Origin of the sequence: Prochlorococcus marinus str. MIT 0912, from assembly GCF_027359595.1 — a bacterium.
Taxonomy (GTDB): domain Bacteria; phylum Cyanobacteriota; class Cyanobacteriia; order PCC-6307; family Cyanobiaceae; genus Prochlorococcus_B; species Prochlorococcus_B marinus_C.
The window spans coordinates 87776-107792 of record NZ_CP114783.1 but is presented as its reverse complement, the minus strand read 5'-3'; the positions used below and the strand labels follow the sequence as shown (position 1 = coordinate 107792).

Sequence of the window (20017 nt, the reverse complement as noted above, 5' to 3'; positions counted from 1 at the left end):
TTATTCAACTTATCGACTTATGAATAAATATCAGAAAAAATTAATCATAATTGGAGATAGTGGGGTTTATGGTTGGGGAGATCTAGAGGGAGGTGGATGGTCTGAGAGATTAAGACAAAAATGGTTGAATTTAGATGGTGCCCCTATTATTTATCCCCTTGGAGTAAGAGGAGATGGATTAGAGAAAGTTGCTATAAGATATAAGAATGAGTGGGCAACAAGGGGAGAGTTAAGGAGGAAAGTTCCTGAAGGTATTTTGCTATCAATTGGATTAAATGATACAGCTAGAATTGGAAGAAAAGATGGCAGGCCCCAACTTTCCGAAGATGCTTTTAAATTTGGTTTAAAACAATTAGTAAACGAAATTAAAAATGAAGTACATATAATGGTTCTTGGATTAACACCTGTTAATGAAGACTCAATGCCTTTTGCAGAATGTCTTTGGTATTCAAATCAAGCTTGTTCTAAGTATGAAAATAAAATTGAAGAAACTTGCTTAGAATTAAATGTCCCGTTTTTATCTTTCCATAAAAAAATGATCAACTTATTATCATTTAAAGAATTACTCTCATCAGATGGAATACATCTGAATACTAAGGGTCATAAATGGATTTATGAACAAATTAGTGAATGGACAGCACTAAAAAATTGGGCTGATTTAAATTAAATATTTTAAGCAAAATTCAAATATAAAAAGATAGAAATAATAGCAGCTATAGATGTTTGTATAGAGTTAACTAACTCATTAGTCATCCAATCAATCTGATTTTGCACCACTGCACCTATATAACTTTCCAAAAAAGTTGCTAAATAGCCAGAGAAGAAGACTATAAAAGCAACAGATAGTCCAGAGATGATCGATAGATTAAGCATAAACACAGTCATTATAAAACTACCTAACAAACCAGCCATCGAACCTTCGATACTTATTGCCCCCTCTGTTCCTGGTGATACTGGCTTTAAAGTCGTAATTAGAAAAGTTCTTTTACCAAATCTTTTGCCAATTTCACTTGAAAAAGTATCGGAAAGTTTTGCACTGAAACTAGAAGCAAAACCTACCATGAATAAATTTAAAAGATTTGGCCAAAGACAACTTAATAAGGCGAGTGAGCAACCTGTTGCTGCAGACCCCCATACATTTTCAGGGCCACGTTGACCACCTCTTGCTTCAGCAATCCCTCGGGAAGCCTTATTTTTGTATCCAATTTTTGTAACTAAAGTTCCCAACAAGAGATATACACAAACTGATATCCAACCATTCCAACCAATAGATCCTAATAAAAGTGTTCCAAGTATTCCAGCATGAATCCAACCTTTCTTAGTTAAAAATGGAAGCCTATGTCCCACAAATATCAACAAGAAATTAATCAAAAAAGCATGAATCCAAATACCGCTTATAGAAGAGAAGTTAGCCATCGTTCCTAATGATCATGCCTATTTCTACACAATAGACAGTTTTATGATCAAAAATATTCAATCTTAAAGGGATGATTTAAGTCTTCTCCATGAAGTCATTAACTGACAGGCACTTACGGCAGCTGTTGATGTCCTCAAAATAGTTTCTCCCATAGATACCCCAGATAAGCCAGCGTCAAAAGCTAATGCCTCTTCATCTTTATTCCAGCCTCCCTCTGGGCCAATTACCATCCAAACTTGATTGACTTTATTTGATGTTTCTTTTAACCAATACACACAATCTTGCAAATTTTGAATGCGAGTTGTGGCAAATCCGATTTGAGCATCGGAAGGCAAATCATTTATCCAATTGGGAAATGTCAATACCTGCATTAGTTCTGGACTCCAGAGTCTTTCAGATTGCTCAACGGCTTCATGAATGATTTTTTGAAATCTAATAATTTTTTCGTTATTGCATTCTTTAACTACTGATCGTTTTGAAAATAATGGTTGAATAATATCAACTCCTATCTCACAACTCATATGTAAAAAGTTTTCAAACCCCTTTTTAGGAATAACTACAGCAATACCTATTAATGGTCTCTTTCTGGAAACGACTTGAAGAGGTTTATCAAAACCATTGGTAAGTTTTATAGTTTTTTTTTGAACAATTTTTGCGTTCCAAAGATGACCTTTTCCATCAATAACATCTAAAAGATCTTCCGATCTCATCCTCATAACCCTAGATAAATAATGTGATTCATTAGAGGTCAATCTCAACTCTCCATTTGAATCGATTTCATCACTTAATCGATTTGGATTTATAAATAATCTTCTTTTCTCAGCCATAGAAAATTACTCTGTTGAAGAAAAAATTGCATCAGGATGTTCTTCTACTGGCCAATCTTGATTTACTCCTCCGATAATTAGTTCCTCTATTTTTACAACATCAACATCCATTTGTTTAAGTACATTTATCAAAACATCAATTGCGATGAGATCAGAAGTACCTAAATCGACCCAACATCTAGCCCAACACTCATTAAATTCAAATTCCCCAAGATTATGCATTAATGATGGAAGACTAGAGGAAGTTTCGTCATTTTCATAGCTCATCCAACTGACATCAGAACCCATTTCGTGAGTTTGCAAATTTTCAGAATTAAATCCTCCAAGTCTACCTAGCACATACCAAGAATCAAAAATACCATCGACATATTCTTTTTCTCCTTTGCTTGGGACATCTGAATATCTAAGCCATATCCAACAATTGAAAGGATCAACTTCACGAAATCGAACTTCCATAAACAATAGATCTTAAAAAAGAAAAACTAAAAGATATCAAACACAATCTAATGTAAATTGATTAAAGAAAATTGAAAAATCTTTATTTAATTGATCAAAGCCTCAATAAAAAATAATGCTTAGTTTAAAAAATATTTATTACCATCCCTCAACAGCAGAGAAACCAATTCTTCGAGATTTGTGTTTAAAATCAAATACTGGAAAAATCACAATAATTAGAGGACCCAGTGGAAGTGGAAAGACTACATTGGTAGAAATCATTAGCGGTCTATCGGGATATCAAAAAGGAGAGATAACATGGTTCGACAAAACTCTAAATGCCCGTCAGCGCAGGTGGTTATGTGGATTAGTTTTTCAATTTCCAGAAAGATATTTTCTTGGATTATCGGTAGCTCAAGAATTACGTCTTGGACATAAGAGGTTAACGACTGAAGAACAAATTTCAGCTCTAACAAAAGTGGGGTTGATCAATTTAGATTTAAAGAAGCCGCCAGAATCTCTTAGTGGCGGACAACAACGACGACTAGCTATTGCTGTTCAACTTTTAAGGAGTCCAAAAGTACTTTTATTGGATGAGCCAACAGCAGGTTTAGATTGGTCAGTGAGAAACGGAATTATAGAGTTACTCGCAAAGCTTCAAGACAAGCAAACTATTCTAATAGTTACACATGAACCCGAACTTTTTAGAAATTTGAATACCGACAATTATGAGTTGCACAATGGTCAACTTATCCCTGAGTAAACAATTCAACTAATCAATGACAGATTTACTAGTTAGAGCTACTGCTGCGAAAGGAGGGATCAGGCTAGTCGCCGTATCAACAACTGAATCAACAAAAGAAGCAAAAGAAAGACATTCTCTTTCATATCTAACTTCTGCAATTGTTGGTAGAGCCATGAGTGCAAGCCTCTTGCTTGCAAGCTCAATGAAGGTAAATCATGGAAGGGTGACTTTGAGGGTAAGCTCAAATGGTCCACTCAAAGGATTAACTATTGATGCGGGTAGAGATGGAAGTGTGAGAGGTTACGTTGGTGATCCAAGTCTTGAATTAGACCTAATTAAAAATAAAAGCAGTCACTATTCATTTGATTTTAAAAAAGCTACAGGTATTGGTTATCTTCACGTTATTAGAGACGATGGCAAAGGTGAGCCACACAACAGCACAGTTGAATTAATTAATGGAGGTATAGGAGAAGACATAGCTTCCTATTTATTACATTCTGAACAAACTCCATCAGCTGTGTTTGTTGGAGAAAAAATTAATCAGGATGGAATAGTTTGTAGCGGGGGACTTTTAGCACAAATACTACCCAAAGCTGAACGAGACTATTCATTGATAGCCCTACTTGAAGATCGATGTAAAGAAATCAACTCTTTTAGTGAATTATTAAACAAAAAAGGGAGCAACCTTATTTCTTTAATTGAAGAAATTTTTCCTGATCTTGATCAATCACATTCAGATATTATTAGCACATCTCAAGAAGTTCGTTTTAAATGTAGATGCTCAAGAGAAAGAAGCCTATCAGCATTAAAGATTTTGGGAAAAAAAGAGCTTCAGGCAATGATAAAGGAGGATGGGAAAGCAGAACTTACATGTCAATTCTGCAAAAATGTTTATCTTGTTAACGAGGACGAATTGATATCGTTAATCGATTAAAGGATTAATCAAGGAAAATCACTCCTAACCAAAGCAAAAATACTGCGGGAATCGCTTCAAATTTGTCTGAAGACAATGATCCAGAATTATCAATAAATGATTGAGCACCACCCAAAAGTAACGCACCCGATAGAAGTCCAACACTTAGAAGAAGAATGCACCAGAGGATAGAGGGAAAGAAAGGCCTCCCTCTACGAGACTGACTAATGAATAAGCCTATTGTTGAGAATGAAAGTATTAATTCAACACTTTCAGAAGGCACAATTAAAACGAGTAAAAAAGCCAATATGCCAAGAGAAATCCTTATGTTTAATTCTTGTCCAGAGGGCAACTCTAATCTTGGTAAAAAATTTGATTTTGATGCCTCGTATTTAGGAAGATTTAAATTTTTCAACCTAGTGAGAAGAGAACCAGGTCCTATGTCACCAACTTTCTTTGCTTCATTTTCTTTCTTTGATGCAGTTATTGCATCGTTACTTACATTACCAAGTTGTCTTGACTTAAGACTTACCATTAGCAACGAATCATAAGCAGCTTCTATTTTTGCTTTAGTGATTTGGTCTTCTCCTGCCTCAATTAACTTTTTGTCCCTTGCTTCTTGAATAGCATCAAAACTTGCACCCTCATTTATTCCAAGTATCAAATATGGATCTTGTGAGTTTGAATTTGATTGTGAATTAGTACCAAGATCCATAGATTTTCAAAAAAAGATTTATGAACTCTCTTTATTAATTAAATATTAATCTACTTTAAAGGGAAACAGGATCAACACCACTGACGACGGGAGCAACTGAGTTTAATTCCATTTCAGGATGATCTTCTTTTAACTGATTTAGATTCCATTCATTTTTAAAAAGCAGTACTGGTCTAAGCCAAGCATCCTGAACCGTTTTGCAATTAAAAATCCTCCCAACCTCCTCTAAAGCCGGCCATCCGCCTTTTACCCATCTAGCGACTTGAAAACCCATTGGTTCAAGCCTAGTTTCAACTCCATATTCACTAGCAAGTCGATGTTGTACTACCTCAAGCTGAAGCTGACCAACTGCGGCCAAGATTGGATCTCTTTTGCTTTGATCTTTATCGTAAAGAATTTGGACTGCTCCCTCCTCTCTTAATTCATTGACACCTTTTCTAAAGTTCTTAAAAGCGGAAGGATTTGGATTTCTTAACCAGCTAAAAATCTCGGGGCTAAAACATGGAATCCCCTCAAATTCAACTCTAGGTCCAATAAATAATGTATCTCCAATCGAAAACATACCTGGATTATTCAAACCAATAACATCCCCAGGGTAAGCATCATCAACAACGGCCCTATCTTGACCAAAAATCTTTTGGGGCCTTGAGAGCCTGATTTGTTTACCCGTCCTAGCATGTTGAACTGTCATATCTTTTTTAAACCTCCCACTACATACACGCACGAAGGCAACTCTATCTCTATGTTTTGGATCCATATTTGCTTGTAATTTAAATACAAATCCACTAAATGATTCTCTTGTAGGAACAATTGGTCCATTAAAGCTATTTCGAGCAACGGGTCCCTGAGATAGCTCAAGAAAATTATCTAAAAATGGCCTAACCCCAAAATTGGTCATTGCAGATCCAAAAAATACAGGAGTTAATTCACCAGATAATATTAATTCTTGATTCAAGTCACAACCAGCCTCATCAAGAATATCAATCTCTTCAAGTGCTTTGGTCAATAGTTCTTCTTCTACTAAATTTTTAAGTTCCGGATCATTAATTTTCAACCTTATTTCACTAGATTGCTTTCCTCTTTCCGCTCGAGAAAATAAAACAACTTCTTTGGTTGCACGCTCAACAACACCTCTAAAAAGCTCACCACTTCCTATTGGCCAATTAACTGCAAAGGTTAATAATCCTAATTCAGACTCAATCTCATCTAATAATTCCAGCGGTTCTTGACCTGGCCTATCCATCTTATTGATGAACGTAAAAATTGGTATTTGACGCATTCTGCAAACCTCAAAAAGCTTTCTTGTTTGAGGTTCAAGTCCTTTCGCTGCATCCTCGAGCATCACAGCATTATCAGCAGCGGCAAGTGTCCTATATGTATCTTCCGAAAAATCTTGGTGACCAGGGGTATCCAATAAATTAATGGTCTTATCTTTATAAGCAAATTGCAAAACAGTTGATGTGATTGATATACCTCTTTGTTTTTCAAGCTCCATCCAATCAGAAGTAACTTTTCTCTGCTCTCCTCGTGCTTTTACTGCTCCTGCTTGTTGAATAGCTCCGCCATAAAGTAAAAGTTTTTCAGTCAAAGTGGTTTTCCCTGCATCAGGGTGGGAAATAATCGCGAAATTTCTTCTTTTACCAACTTCCGTACTTAAAGATATAGTTAGTTCTTCTTCTGAATTTGGATCTAAATTAGTTTTGTCTTGAGAAGTTGATTTCATTATTGTTTTTGGTTGTTCAATTATTCAGGGAAAAGATTAAATGCATCCAATAATCTCAAAATAAAGCTCATCAACTTGAAAAACCTCTAATTGAGATAACCCTGCATCGACTAGCTGTTGAGATACTTCATCAACTGTAAATGATGCCTTGAGAGATGCATAAAAATCCTTTTTTAAAATTTCTGGAGAATTTGAAAGATGTTTTTCTTTTAGCTCAAATGCTTTTTCATCAGAAGCAGGTCTTATTAAATCACGATGAATATGAATACACTTTGTTTTACCAAGTTTTTTTAAGGCACCCCAAAAACAATAAGGATCGTGAAAATGATGCAAGGCACTATTACTGACTAGGAGATCAGCTTTAAAAGGGAAATGTATCTCACCTGAGGCTATCGAATTAATGTCAATCAATTCATAAGAGAGATTCTTCGTAAGATTTAGGGAAAGTCTGTTTTCTGCTTCATTCAACATTTCCTTTGAGCCATCAATTCCTACAACATTTACAAAAGGCCAATTCTTGGCAATTCTCTCTGCAATATTTCCTGGCCCACATGCCATATCAAAAATTAAATCATTTTTATTAAGAGTTCTTCCTGCTTTTTTTAAAAATTTTTCAAGTGACTTAACAACCATAGAATCACTCCTAGAGAAATCCGCATCCGCATAAGCCCTTACCTGCGAAGGGATTTGCATAAGTTCTGGTTCCGGTGTTCTTTTCATTAAGAAAGAAAAAATTTGTTTTTTTTCTTTGGAGCCCTGTAGATGGTGTTAAAAAAACTTGCTAACGCTATACATGGCGTTACCGTAGTACTTACCAAAGAGATACAAAGATTTTGACAATCGCAACAAGCCAGCCCGAAACCAATAATTCAGCATCGGGTAAAAAAAATGTTACAACTGATTTTCCAATAACTGCACCTGCTGCTAATCCTGTCTTTTACAGAACTTATAGCAGGAAACTTCCAGCAGGTCGTGAAAGCTGGGAACAAGTAAATATACGAAACCTCGATGGTCTTAAGAAGCTTGGAGGATTAAACGAAGCAGAAATAAATTTAATGCAAAGGATGCAACAGGAGAAAAAAGCTCTTCCTTCAGGTAGATGGCTTTGGATAGGCGGAACAAAATGGATTGAGAAAGAGAAGAATTTCTCTGGTGCCTACAATTGCACCTCAACAAATCTTGTTGATTGGCAAGCCTTCGGACTTATGATGGATCTAGCCATGATGGGTTGTGGGACGGGTGCAATAATTGAGCCTCACTTGATTGATCAACTGCCAGAGGTCAAAAATAAAATTATTATTGAACATGTTTCAGATATTGGGCTAACCCCTTCTGAAGAAAGAAATGAAAAGACTACATTCTCTATTCAAGATAATAACGTACTAATAAAAGTTGGGGATAGTAGACGTGGATGGGTTGATAGCTATCAAAAGATACTTGAACTAAGCAGTGACAATAGTTTCAATTCTAAATTTATTAATGTCTCTATTGATTTAAAAGATGTTAGGCCAGCGGGTGAATCACTCAAAGGTTTCGGAGGTATGGCGAACCCTGTAAAACTAAAAGATTTATATCCTCGCGTAGCTAATCTTTTAAACAAAGCAATAGGAAGAAAACTAACTTCAATTGAATGTTGTCTACTAATCGACGAAGCAGCTGTCACAATCGTTGCTGGCAATATTCGAAGAAGTGCAGGTATGCGCCAATTTTCTTCTCAAGATCTTGAAGCAGCTGGTGCTAAAGAAAATTTATGGAAGCAAGACTCTGATGGTAATTGGAGTATTGACCCAGAGAAGGATGCTTTAAGAATGGCAAACCATACTCGGGTTTACCACACCAAACCCGAACTAGAGGTTCTTGTTGATGCCGTTATTAAGCAATTTCATTCAGGGGAAGGAGCTATTCAATTTGCACCAGAAGCAATTGCTCGCTCAAATGCAGACATACTTTCAACAGTAGAACTCAGGAATGAATTTATAGATATATATTGTGACCAAGGGAAAGAAGAAGCCTCCAAATGGATTCAATCAAATTACGGTCCCTTTGATGAGAAAGAACTTTTTCATAGACTCAGTAGATATGGTCTTAATCCTTGCGGAGAAATTCTAGGTTCAGATTTTCACTGTAATCTTGCAGAAATCCATCTTAATCAAATTGATCCATTAGACATAAATCAGCAAAAAGATGCTTTCAAAGCAGCAGCTTTGTCAGTTGCCTGTCTCCTTAATCATCGATTCGAAGTAGAGCGATACAGAAAAAGTCGTGAATGGGATCCCATCGTTGGTGTCAGTTTCACAGGACTGTTTGACTTTTTTGTTCATGCCTTTGGGACACCATGGCTAAAATGGTGGGAAGCCGGACGACCTGAGACAAAAGAAGGAAAAGATTTCAAACTAAAAGAAGCTACCTTTTTGAGTCGATGGAGAAAAGTCGTCAACGATACAGTATTTGATTATTGTGATAGACATAATATTCGCCGTCCAAGTCGTTGTACAACAGTACAACCTGCAGGTACAAAAAGTCTTCTGACAGGGGCTTCACCAGGTTGGCATCCTCCCAAAGCTCAACGTTTTATTAGAAGAATAACTTTTAGGAAGAACGATCCAGTTGCATTAGCTTGCATGGATTATGGATACACAATCGTTCCTTCTCAATCAGATAAGGATGAAAATGGAAAATTGCTAGACAATCCATTTGATCCAAAGTGTACTGAGTGGCTAGTTGAAATACCGACTGAGGTCAGTTGGGCAAACATACCCGGTGCGGATGAAATTGATATTAATAACTTCTCAGCTCTTGCTCAATTTGATTTTTATATGCAAGTTCAAACAAACTATACGGACCACAACACCTCTGCCACAATTGAATTCAGGGAAAATGAAATAGAGGGTTTAGCTAAAGCCCTCCATAGTTCAATCAATGAAAACAAAGGTTATATTTCAGCTGCATTGCTGGCAAGGTTTGATGCAAATGCAACCTTCCCCAGACTTCCTTTTGAACCTATTGACGAAGAATGTTACACAAAACTGCAAGAGGAGGTCATAAAAAGACGAGACAATTGTGATTTCTTTGATGCTCTTAGTCGATATGATCAAGGGGAACTTACGGAAGCCGGGCCAGCAGGTTGCGATTCTGATAAATGCTTACTTCCGCTTGCTAAACCATCTTAAGACTAGTCATTCAATCTTGAATGGGTGGTTGTATTTTGTATCAACAGAAAAAAGCAACTGAACTAATAAAACAAGTTTATTTTTCAAAGAAGTTTTAAAGATAATTGTCCAAATGAGAAAAAGTAGCTAACTATTAAATAGGTCTTGTGTTCCTTAAATTTAAATGACTACGACTGATAAACCATTAAGTATAAATGGCACAAGTACTAATGATGCACTTATCGATCAACTTAGGGCTTGTAAAAACCCTGATGAAATTCTGAAATTCGAAAAATGGTTCAATTCGAATATTGAATCAGACAAACTCTACAAAAGAATTTGTCAACTACTTAAAAACAGAAGTATTTCTAGAGCTTTAGGGTCAAAATGGCTCCTAACACTTATTGAAGATAGAGAAAATACTATAAATAAGTTGTCTGTTCAATAATTTTTATATTAGGTCTATCAATTCAAAATCAACTGTATATTCCTCTCAATTTAGAAAGGGAATGGTCCTGATGCCCCGCTTGAAGCAGTAAAGCCGGAAAGAGCCCAAATCCCAAAGGAAAACAGTGCGCATCCAATAAAAAACATCAAATGAGCTACATAACGATATTTCTCTTTTTGACTAATACCACCCTCCATAGGAAGGTCTCCAAGGAAACGAGATTGTGGGCTCTTGTTGCTTGCCATGAATGTGATTTACCAATGAGTGAAATTATTGCACAAATAAGCTCATTGACATTTATGCATACCGAGAATCTATAGGTTCTGAAATTTTTACAGCTCTAGAAGTATCCTCTTTGAAAATGAGTCAGTAGAAATAGGAAAGAAATTGTTGTTTGAGCAATTTTTTTAAGATTTCAGAAGCTAATAAGGTAAAATTTTAAATGGAGAGTTGGTCGAGTGGTTTATGGCTCTAGTCTTGAAAACTAGCATGGGGGCAACTCCATCGGGGGTTCGAATCCCCCACTCTCCGTTCCCTATCGGAGAGTATGGAAGTATTTAATTTAATAATTGTCCCTTCAATGTGATAAATAAGTCCGAATATTAGGTAAATCAATCAAAGAACCTTAAAAATGAATTATTGTAGTGACTACAAATATAAGTAAAACAAATATTTAACACCTATAAGAATGCCATAATTCTCATGATTTTTTTTTTTTTTCGTTAAGGTATTTTCGAAAATAGGTTTTTTAGATTTTTAAGATACTGATCAGATATCAATCTAAGCAACTAAGTAAATCTCTAAGATTTGTATAGGTTGCTTTCCTTAAAAAGCTGAGGAACCCATAACTTACATAATTAAACCAAAATGAAAGAAGAGCGTTACTTAAAAGACAGAGAAGCAATTGTAAGGGCTGACATTTGGAAAGAGATTACATCTTCATGCAAAGGGCTTAGAACCGAGCTTGGGTATACAAATATCCAAATAGTTGACTTTCTAAAAGAAATAACAAAAACATTTGAAAGAGACCAACTCTGAATCCTGCCACTAGAAATGGAGATTTTATCTTAAACTTCTATTTTGCTGTTGGTTTTAAAGCTTCTTCAATACTTGCTACTGCATTCGGAACACTATTTGAAGCAGACTTTAAGCGCCAAAAGGCTCCTCGAAAGAGTGCACTAGTATCACCCAAACTTTTTAGTAAGTAATTTGGATTTCTCCTATAAGCTCTATCCGCTATTAAGGATGCCTTCCAAGGATTCCAAGTAGCAAGAGTAACGATAGCTCTGTAAGTACTTGGCCAGGGATTATTAGGCAACAAGACTTCTAAATTTCTTAGATAAATATCTGCTTCAGAAGGTCTATTCGATAATATCTTGAGAAGAGATAAGGACCATAAATATTCAACATTTTCGGGGTCTGAACTTATTTTGGATAAAGCCTTATCTCTAACTATACTTTGATATTTAAAATGCCCATCTAGCATATGTTCTATTTCTATTTCATCAAAAATTAATTTAATGCCTAATGGACCTTTTCCCATTCCACTTGCTAGTTCAATAAATCTATTATGAAATTCATTTTGCCTAAATAAACTTGAACTTCTCTTCCATAAAGAATAGCTACCTTCTTTATCTCTAGGAAATTCTCGAACTTTTATGAAAATAGAACTATCTCTAATCGCTTTATCTAGAGCTATTGAATTACTTGAAACTGAACCTTGATCTCCCTCAGCCAAAATAATCCAATTAGAATATTTAAGAACAGGTTCTATATGCAAAAGAGATTGACCTAATTGTCTACCTAAAATATTTCCACCTTTCATTCTCCCAAAATAACTTACATTATGCTGATTAACATCTGGCGTACTTGGAACAACAATAACTGTTTCTTTTTCATCAAAAGTCTGATCTGATTTAACTATAGATATAATTTCTTTAACAGGATAATATTTACTTGAAATTTTTTCTAAAGTGTTAAACTTATTAACATAATTGGAAAAGAAAACACTTATAGGAGGGATCAATAATAAAGCATAATATTTAAATTTAAAATAAGTAACTAACCAATCACTCCACTTAGAGAATCCAAGGGCTAACAGTAAAATAATTAACGGTACAGTACATGCAATATATCTTTCATCCTTGTTAGGAATAAAAGTTGTAAAAGTCCAACATGCTATTAAATTAAAATAGATCCATGTCCATTTATAATTGTTATTATCAAAAATTTCTACTAACTTTGATGAAGGTCTCAAAGATCTTATATAGGATAGAAAGACAAATATTATTCCAGACAAGCCAGTAAAAAAAATAATACCTCCAAATTGATTATCTAAATAAGGGAAGTACCAGAAAATACTTTTTAAACCAAAAATAGATGGATCACCTTCTATCGCTGCCGACTCAAAAATAGCTCTGTAAGTTCCACTTAATATCATTATCCAATTATGATAAAACCAAGGCAAAATTGCTAGAAGATTGATAAGAAATAAGAATAGAAATTGTAATTTAAACTTTTTATCTCTTTTAAAAGAAAGAATAAAAATAAATAAGAAAGAAGGTATTATAACTAATAATGAACTCTGCTTAATCAATAAAGAGGAAGCGCATGCAAAAGAAGAGATTATTAATTGAATCCATTTTCCTCCAATTGATTTATCACTCCACCTTCCTAGATGAAACAAATAAAATGTAATAGCAGAGATTAAAGGTAACTCCAATACATAATCAGTTCTTAGTTCAAATAAGAAAGGAGAAAATGCACTAATAAGTACACAAAAAAGCGCAAATTTTTTTCCTCTCAAATAAAGCCCCCATGAAGCAATATTAAAGATAAAAAATGCATTCCAAAGACTTAAGGACCAGGCAGCCTTATCAGGAGAATCGCCAGCAAAGGCAATTACGGCTCCATTAATTATTGAGGCCAAAGGAGGAATCTTTGGAGATTTATCCAGAAAAGAACTAACGTCTGAAGCCCCATCTCCATCCAAGAAATAAAGTGCACGAGCATGGTCAAGGGCACTATTGAGATAATCAGCCTGATCCCAGGAAGGCGTATTGCTATAAAAATTCCACCAAATCCGATCAGCTAGGGTGGATATAATCCATATGAATAAAACTGAAACCCAAAAAATATATTTAGAGTGATTAATATTTTTCTTATAAAGCATCCTATTTATTAACAATCTAATGTCTCACTAGTCTTTTTATTGGTGACACTGTTTATCCCATCTGCGATACTACATAGCTTGTTTTTAACATCATTCGCAATTAATACATCAGTAAAATCGGCACCTTCAATAATAACATTTTCAAATTTAGCATTATAAGCAAAAGCACCTTCTAATATGCTATTTGAGAGGTTTGCACCGTTAAGTATGGCTGCATCCATTGTTACATCTCTCATATTTGTATTACTTAGATTAGCGTTTTCAAGTTTTGCATCAAAAAAGCTAGCTCCTTGAAGATCACTACCTGAAAAATCAGCATCTTGGAGATCACTTAAATAGAAAGTCGCCCCTTTCAAATCAATGTTAGAGAAATCCGAGCCTATCAAGGTTTGCTTCCCATAATCTAGCGCTGCATAAGCTGGCAGAGTAGACAAGAAAAATAAAACCGAGACTAGAAAGAAAAGAAGACGTTTAAACATAACTTTCTAATTCCTAACAATGATTATATTTTAATTCAAAAGGGTCTAACAGTTGAATATTGAATTAATATATATATTAGAATTAAAAGATTCATACTGTAATCTCTCCACAATCATAAAAACCAAATCAAAGTAAATATATTATTTATTTACTTGCAAATTATTAAGATCAATACAATGCTCTTAATAATTACATAAAAATGATTTAACAATCATCAAATAGAAAATATTCCATGATAAAGAATTATTAGAAAAAAAAAAAAAACGAGATAAATAAATCAAATTTTCTAAATAGCTAAAAACTAACCCTATGATTTAATATATTTTATGTATCAAAAAAACAAACCTCTAAATCTACCAAATTAAAAATATACAAGTTCCAGGAAATGATTAACAAGCCATATGAAGTCATAATTGTTGGTTCCGGCGCAACGGGAGGCATGGCTGCCTTAACGATGGCGAAGGCAGGCGTAAGAGTATTAGTAATTGAAAGAGGTCCTGAGCTAGAAATCAAGCAGGCAAACGGGACTGAGCCTTGCAATATGATTCGGAGACTGATAGGAGTATCAACTGGAAATTATCAAAATCAACCTCAACATCCAGGTTTCTGGAAATCAAATCCCTTATTATACGCAAATAAAAAAGCAAATCCATATACATTCCCAGCCAAATCTCCATTCATGTGGACGCAAGGAAATCAAGTTGGTGGAAGGAGCCTTACGTGGGGAGGAATAACCTTAAGATTAGCCGATGAAGATTTTGAAGCCTCAAAAGATAAACAATACAATCTTGAATGGCCTATTAGTTATAAAGATCTTGAGTCACATTATTCAGAAATAGAGAGATTTTTAAGAGTACATGGCAACAAAGATGACCTCGATCAACTACCTAATGGAGAATATATTGGCAACCTTCCATTCACAGAAAGCGAAGCAAGATTCGCTTCCAATATAAAAGAAAAATTAAATCTTCCATTTATACATTCCAGAGGATTTGGAGCCAATACAGATAAAACCAAATGGCCCAGATTTAGTAGTTTAGGCAGTACATTAAAAGAAGCAGTTAGGTTAGGAAAAGTAGAGATACTTTCAAATCAAATTGTAGATAAAATAGTATTAAACAAGGATAGGAAGGCGGCAAAAAGTATTATTGTAGTAAATCAAAAAAATGGAGAGAGAAGTGAGTTAGAAAGTAAATTAATCATCTTATGTTCATCAACCATACAAACAATTAGGATTCTATTAAGTTCCGAAGAAAGTAATAATTCAAATGGTCTAATTGACCCCTCCAATTCATTGGGTAAGAACTTAATGGATCATATATCAACCTGTAGGTTTTTCACTGTCCCAATTGAAAAGAATTTGACTAATTATTCAGATAAAAATAACAATCATCTTTTAACAGGAGCAGGTAGCTTCTTTATCCCAATTGGAAGAAACCGCTCCACTAAAAACAACTATGTTGGAGGATATGGAATTTGGGGAGGAATCGATAGATTTGAGCCTCCAGATATTTTAAAAAAATATAAAAATACAAAAACAGGATTCCTTATTGGTCATGGAGAAGTATTACCTAATCATAAAAACACTGTTTCTCTTTCAAAGAGCAAAGATGCATATGATATTTCCATCCCACACATATCAATAGTTTGGCGTGAAAATGAGAAACGAATAGTCTCGGAAATGAACAAAATGATTGAACTTATTATCAATTCTGGAAAAGGTAGAATTATTCCCGTGAATGAAATCCTAAATATTCCATTTACCAAACAAATTCTAAGTAAATCTGTTGCCACTAAAAATGATGCTCCACCTCCCGGTTATTACATACATGAAGTAGGAGGAGCACCAATGGGAAATGACAAAGGAAAGAGCGTTTTAGACAATTGGAATCGGCTATGGGAATGCAGAAATGTATTGGTAGTTGATGGGGCTTGCTGGCCAACATCATCTTGGCAAAGCCCAACATTAACAATGATGGCTATAACTAAAAGAGCTTGCGAAAAGGCAATTATCGACTTTAAAGATTAAAAATATCATTTAAATACTTCTCAGTAACAGCCCTATCATCAGAGCCATTTTGAAATAAAAAATTTGCGATAGCTGAGCTAATAAGCTTGGATTGATCCCAATTCTGGTTTCCACTTATAAAATCCTTCATGCCTACATATAGAGCTTCAGGGACCTCAGCTTCAAGACTTATAGACATTAGGTCCAAGTCATTTTCACAGAGCCTAACCTCATCACTTTTTAATTCATCAATACGAGTCTCAATTTGATTAAACTCCATTTCCTTTTTTAAAAGTTCGACATCTATGAGATAAGGATCTTAAATTTTCAATAAAACGTCAAAGATAAAGAAAAGCTATACCAGAAATACGAGACAGTGGTAGACTCATTTAATACCAAGCCTTTTCGATGAGAGGGCGCAAATAGAATACACTTACCCACCTAAGATGTCTAAGTGTAAATTACTATTAAAATATCTACTAAATCCCACAAGTCCTTCACGAAAACTAGAGTTTTAGTCTTTTGCAGTGGAAAACTGTTCACTTGTTGTGGAAATCAGTTGGGGAAAAGAGCCAAAACCAAACATTAAAAAAATGTATAAATAACGAGTCCATTGTGTCCCAAGCAAGAAAGAGACAAATGATTCATTAATTTAAACCTATTTTTTTTAGATTTTGCTTTGATTTAAAGAGCGAAGCGTGACAGGTCCTAAAGGATGTTCTGCGTTTGGATAAGGAAAATGTTCATGAGCGTGTTGATGCTCTTTGTTTTCTGGGGAAATGTCTAGACAGCCCTCTACATGATCATGGTGACTGATCTGCTCATATCCAACCTCGCTTTCAAAGCCTAATAAATTAGAGCGATATTTACATAAAGCACAATTCATAAAATTTTCTCCATTAAATACCTCTTGAAGTCTTTCCATAAAAGTATCAATAACTAAATCTTGGTCTGATAAATAACTTGCGTTTAAAAATTGCACATCAGGATTATCTTTTGCAACTCTAATCGAATGATTTCTAACACGACTTACTAAAACACCAGAAAAAAGAAAATAAGGTAAAAGAATTACTCTTTTAAAACCTAATCTAAGAGCATGTCTCAAGCCAGGATCAACAAGGGGGAATGTTACTCCTGAAAAAACGGTTTCTCCCCATCCAAAACCAAATCCCTCAACAAGCATCCTTGTAATTTTACAAACATTTGAATTAGCATCTGGGTCTGATGAGCCTCTCCCTGCTACTACAAGTAATGTTTCAGAAATAGGAAATATTTGATTAATATCAATTATCTCTTGAATTCTTGCACCTGCTGCTCCAATCATCATAGAGTTTAGTCCAAGTTCTCTACCATATTGAATGGGCAGTCCATTCTCAGCAGAGTACATATTCAAAACCGCAGGGATATCATTTTTAGTATGTCCCGCAGCAAATAACATAGCGGGTAACGCAATTACTCTCTCCACTCCCAGATTTCTAAGTTGATCTAAGGCCTCACTTATTATTGGCCGGTTAAATTCTAGGAATCCAAATACAACTGGAATATCAGGTATCCTGGATTTTAGTTTATTAACTACTTTAATAAACTCCTCTACTGCTTGAGGATCTCTACTCCCATGTCCGCATAAAATAATTCCAATATTAGGTGGATATTTATACTTGGTTGATGCCAAAGAAATCAAACCGCTTTTAACTAATAATCTACCTTAATTGAATATAGTTCTATAAAATATCAACTTAAGTAATTCACTATAGAAAAAGGAGCAGCTTATTAAAAATTCAATATCATTTCATAATCAAAACGCCAAGGACAGTGATGTCCTTGGCGTTTTGGAAACTGTCAACTCAGATTTTCTCCAATCACTAAAATCATCGAAACCAACTTATAGACCATTTTTAGTATCTAGTGGAGGTACTACAAGCAGAGCCGCCGCAGATAAACATTGGATTTTAGACCTAAGAAAACAATACAAAAACATATCTTTTGATTTAAAAAAAAAGCATGTAGAAATTGAGGCTGGGGTAACGATGGGAGAGTTGTCTTCTTTCTTACAAAAACACAAAAGAAGTTTTCCAATTGGTTTATCTGGAAAGACAGGAATTGGTTATATCTTGACCGGTGGAATAAGTCCACTTAGTAGAAGCAAAGGATTAGCAATAGATCAAATCATGGAGGTTAAAGGTTTTTGGGGAAATGGAAAAGAATTTCACTTTTTACGACCACAGACAAAAAGCGAATCCACTTTTGAATGGAAAGCCCTTTGTGGAGCAGCTATATTTCTTGGCATAATCACAAAAGTAAAGTTAAAAACCCAGCCATTAAAACCAATATTAAGTTGGACAGCAAATCTTTCTTTTTCTCAGCTATCTGAATGTATTAATCAAGCAGAAAGTTGGCCTAACTCACTTAGCTTTCAGTGGATATATGGAGAAGATATCTTTGCTCATGCAATTGGTGAAGTTAAAAGCACCAGTGATGAATCTATCTTGATTAATTTATTAGAAAAATTACCATTCTTGCGAAATCGAGTCATAGATAAATTTTCCAATCTGAACTCTTTACCAAGCTTAAGCTTAGGAAATATTAAAAATAATAATTCAAACCATTCAGAAGTTCTTGGTTTGCTTGGTCCTGCTTGGCAAGAGAATAATCCAAAAGTATTAAAAATCCTCAAAGAGTTAATTAATAAAAGGCCTAACAAAAGTTGTTATATAGCTTCTCAACAACTAGGGGGTTTAACACATTTAAATGATCTTGATACATCATTTGTTCATCGTTCTGCGATCTGGAAACCTTGGATTAATGGGGCTTGGGGAGCCTACGATCAATCAAAGAGAAAAAGATCCCTTGAATGGATGAAAGAGTGTTGGAATAATCTTGAATTTATATGCCCTGGTATTCATCTTGCACAAATACACCCACATTTAGAATGGCATGAAAAAGAATTATCATCGGCATTTAAAGATTGGCTACCAAAATTACAAGAAATCAAAGCCATTTATGATCCAGGGAATGTAATGCCTCCTTTAAAATAGTCAAAAATTATTAACCAGAAAATCTAATTTCTGATAGTTAAACACTTAGGCTTACTCGTTGATAACAGAACCACAACCATTGTTGAAATAATAAGTTTCTATGTGATCGCCATGAGGTATTTGATTTAGTCGAATCAAAATTTTCTGGAGGAGGTACGTCGCCTCTTTCCTTATCTCTTTCCATTTCAGATCTCAATCGATCAACATTATATTCTGGATGTCCTAGGTGCATTAATTGCCTTTGATCAGGTGTTTCAAAAATTGTATAACCTACTTTTTCCCCATGGGCCAATAATCTTAGATTGCCTTTTCTTTCAGCTTTTTCCATTTCAGTATCAGGCAAACCAGCATACCTACTTTGGGGGCAGAGAAACTCATCATCTTGTGTTCCCATTAAAGAATGACCAGGCACAAGACTCCTCATTGGGTATACACCAAAAAGCTTTTTATTGAAATTATTTTTCTCAACTCCAGCCATATATGCCATTGCAAAACCAGCCCAACATAATCCTAAGGTACTAGCACATTTTAATTTTGCTTCCTCAATTAAATTTACTAATTCTTTCCAATAATTAACTTCTTCAAATGGGAGATGCTCCACAGGCGCACCAGTAATAATCAACCCATCTAGAGGAGTTGGAGACATTGCTTCCTCCCAATGAACATATAAATTTTTTAAATGTTCTAGATCCCAAGTTTTATATGAATGAGATTTTAATCTTATCCATATAGGTTCTATTTGTAGGGGAGAAAGCCCTAAAGGGTGCAATAAATTAAATTCATATTGTTTTCCCAAAGGCATGATATTTAATATCCCAATTCTAAGAGGTCTAATATCCTGTCTTTCTGCTAGTTCGGGCTCAATCCATGATATATGATTTTTTTCAATTGATGAAATTTTATGATAATTACGAGGAAGTATTAAAGCCATATCTATCTAAACACCTCTT

Annotated in this window: 20 protein-coding genes and 1 tRNA gene; 9 read left to right on the top strand and 12 right to left on the bottom strand. The window is 34.8% G+C overall.

Annotation, left to right across the window (positions count from 1 at the left end; genetic code table 11):
- Positions 1–19: 19 nt before the first annotated feature.
- Entirely contained in the window at positions 20–667 is a 648-nt protein-coding gene (locus O5640_RS00525) for a GDSL-type esterase/lipase family protein (RefSeq protein WP_269612604.1), read from the top strand.
- 5 nt (positions 668–672) lie between these two features.
- On the opposite strand, the gene O5640_RS00520 is transcribed toward O5640_RS00525, so the two are convergent.
- The 3 genes from O5640_RS00520 to O5640_RS00510 form a co-directional block, all read right to left on the bottom strand.
- Positions 673–1416 (bottom strand): TIGR00297 family protein, encoded by a 744-nt coding sequence (locus O5640_RS00520; RefSeq protein ID WP_269612603.1) that lies wholly within the window; start codon positions 1414–1416, stop codon positions 673–675.
- Between the two features lie 63 nt (positions 1417–1479).
- Entirely contained in the window at positions 1480–2244 is a 765-nt protein-coding gene (locus tag O5640_RS00515; RefSeq protein WP_269612602.1) for a 16S rRNA (uracil(1498)-N(3))-methyltransferase, read from the bottom strand.
- A gap of 6 nt (positions 2245–2250) precedes the next feature.
- Positions 2251–2700: a DUF3531 family protein gene (locus O5640_RS00510; RefSeq protein WP_269612601.1), complete on the bottom strand. Its 450-nt coding sequence runs from the start codon at positions 2698–2700 to the stop codon at positions 2251–2253.
- A gap of 115 nt (positions 2701–2815) precedes the next feature.
- Between O5640_RS00510 and O5640_RS00505 the strand changes: the two genes are divergently transcribed.
- Entirely contained in the window at positions 2816–3442 is a 627-nt protein-coding gene (locus O5640_RS00505) for an ABC transporter ATP-binding protein (RefSeq protein ID WP_269612600.1), read from the top strand.
- A 16-nt stretch (positions 3443–3458) separates the two neighbouring features.
- Positions 3459–4358, top strand: a complete 900-nt coding sequence (gene hslO, locus O5640_RS00500) for an Hsp33 family molecular chaperone HslO (protein WP_269612598.1) — start codon at positions 3459–3461, stop codon at positions 4356–4358.
- 4 nt (positions 4359–4362) lie between these two features.
- Here hslO and O5640_RS00495 read toward each other — a convergent pair whose 3' ends face one another.
- From O5640_RS00495 to O5640_RS00485, 3 genes are read right to left on the bottom strand one after another with little or no spacing between them, the layout of a single operon-like run.
- Positions 4363–5052, bottom strand: a complete 690-nt coding sequence (locus O5640_RS00495; protein WP_269612597.1) for a CPP1-like family protein — start codon at positions 5050–5052, stop codon at positions 4363–4365.
- 55 nt (positions 5053–5107) lie between these two features.
- Positions 5108–6775, bottom strand: a complete 1668-nt coding sequence (locus tag O5640_RS00490) for a peptide chain release factor 3 (RefSeq protein WP_269612595.1) — start codon at positions 6773–6775, stop codon at positions 5108–5110.
- Between the two features lie 36 nt (positions 6776–6811).
- The gene (locus O5640_RS00485) at positions 6812–7495 is read right to left on the bottom strand and encodes a class I SAM-dependent methyltransferase (protein WP_269612594.1); all 684 of its coding nucleotides are present in this window, start codon (positions 7493–7495) and stop codon (positions 6812–6814) included.
- Positions 7496–7608: 113 nt separating this feature from the next.
- Between O5640_RS00485 and nrdJ the strand changes: the two genes are divergently transcribed.
- Positions 7609–9945, top strand: coding sequence for a ribonucleoside-triphosphate reductase, adenosylcobalamin-dependent (gene nrdJ / locus O5640_RS00480; protein WP_269612592.1), 2337 nt, complete (start codon positions 7609–7611; stop codon positions 9943–9945).
- A gap of 163 nt (positions 9946–10108) precedes the next feature.
- Positions 10109–10372, top strand: coding sequence for an RNA recognition motif-containing protein (locus O5640_RS00475; protein WP_269612591.1), 264 nt, complete (start codon positions 10109–10111; stop codon positions 10370–10372).
- Between the two features lie 50 nt (positions 10373–10422).
- Here O5640_RS00475 and O5640_RS00470 read toward each other — a convergent pair whose 3' ends face one another.
- Positions 10423–10617, bottom strand: coding sequence for a hypothetical protein (locus O5640_RS00470; protein ID WP_011293625.1), 195 nt, complete (start codon positions 10615–10617; stop codon positions 10423–10425).
- Positions 10618–10816: 199 nt separating this feature from the next.
- Between O5640_RS00470 and O5640_RS00465 the strand changes: the two genes are divergently transcribed.
- A tRNA-Ser gene (locus O5640_RS00465) sits at positions 10817–10903 on the top strand.
- A gap of 336 nt (positions 10904–11239) precedes the next feature.
- Positions 11240–11410 carry a hypothetical protein gene (locus O5640_RS00460; RefSeq protein ID WP_269612590.1) on the top strand — a complete coding sequence of 57 codons (171 nt, stop codon included), beginning with the start codon at positions 11240–11242 and terminating at the stop codon, positions 11408–11410.
- A gap of 37 nt (positions 11411–11447) precedes the next feature.
- On the opposite strand, the gene O5640_RS00455 is transcribed toward O5640_RS00460, so the two are convergent.
- Together O5640_RS00455 and O5640_RS00450 are read right to left on the bottom strand one after the other, a co-directional pair.
- A complete protein-coding gene (locus O5640_RS00455; RefSeq protein WP_269612589.1) occupies positions 11448–13559 on the bottom strand; it encodes a hypothetical protein in 2112 nt (703 codons plus the stop codon).
- Entirely contained in the window at positions 13553–14023 is a 471-nt protein-coding gene (locus O5640_RS00450; protein WP_269612587.1) for a pentapeptide repeat-containing protein, read from the bottom strand. Before O5640_RS00450 ends, O5640_RS00455 begins: the two co-directional genes overlap by 7 nt.
- Positions 14024–14409: 386 nt before the next feature.
- On the opposite strand from O5640_RS00450, the gene O5640_RS00445 reads away from it, so the two are divergent.
- Positions 14410–16053, top strand: coding sequence for a GMC oxidoreductase (locus O5640_RS00445; protein WP_269612585.1), 1644 nt, complete (start codon positions 14410–14412; stop codon positions 16051–16053).
- Here the strand turns inward: O5640_RS00445 and O5640_RS00440 are convergent.
- Both O5640_RS00440 and O5640_RS00435 read right to left on the bottom strand, forming a co-directional pair.
- Positions 16043–16312 carry a DUF2811 domain-containing protein gene (locus O5640_RS00440; RefSeq protein WP_269612583.1) on the bottom strand — a complete coding sequence of 90 codons (270 nt, stop codon included), beginning with the start codon at positions 16310–16312 and terminating at the stop codon, positions 16043–16045. The two genes, O5640_RS00445 and O5640_RS00440, sit on opposite strands and share 11 nt — an antisense overlap.
- Positions 16313–16699: 387 nt before the next feature.
- Positions 16700–17713 carry a sirohydrochlorin chelatase gene (locus tag O5640_RS00435; RefSeq protein WP_269612582.1) on the bottom strand — a complete coding sequence of 338 codons (1014 nt, stop codon included), beginning with the start codon at positions 17711–17713 and terminating at the stop codon, positions 16700–16702.
- A gap of 148 nt (positions 17714–17861) precedes the next feature.
- Between O5640_RS00435 and O5640_RS00430 the strand changes: the two genes are divergently transcribed.
- Complete coding sequence (locus O5640_RS00430; protein WP_269612581.1) at positions 17862–19067, top strand: FAD-binding protein; 1206 nt, start codon at positions 17862–17864, stop codon at positions 19065–19067.
- 37 nt (positions 19068–19104) lie between these two features.
- On the opposite strand, the gene O5640_RS00425 is transcribed toward O5640_RS00430, so the two are convergent.
- Positions 19105–19998 carry a homoserine O-succinyltransferase gene (locus tag O5640_RS00425; RefSeq protein ID WP_269612580.1) on the bottom strand — a complete coding sequence of 298 codons (894 nt, stop codon included), beginning with the start codon at positions 19996–19998 and terminating at the stop codon, positions 19105–19107.
- Positions 19999–20017 lie beyond the last annotated feature (19 nt).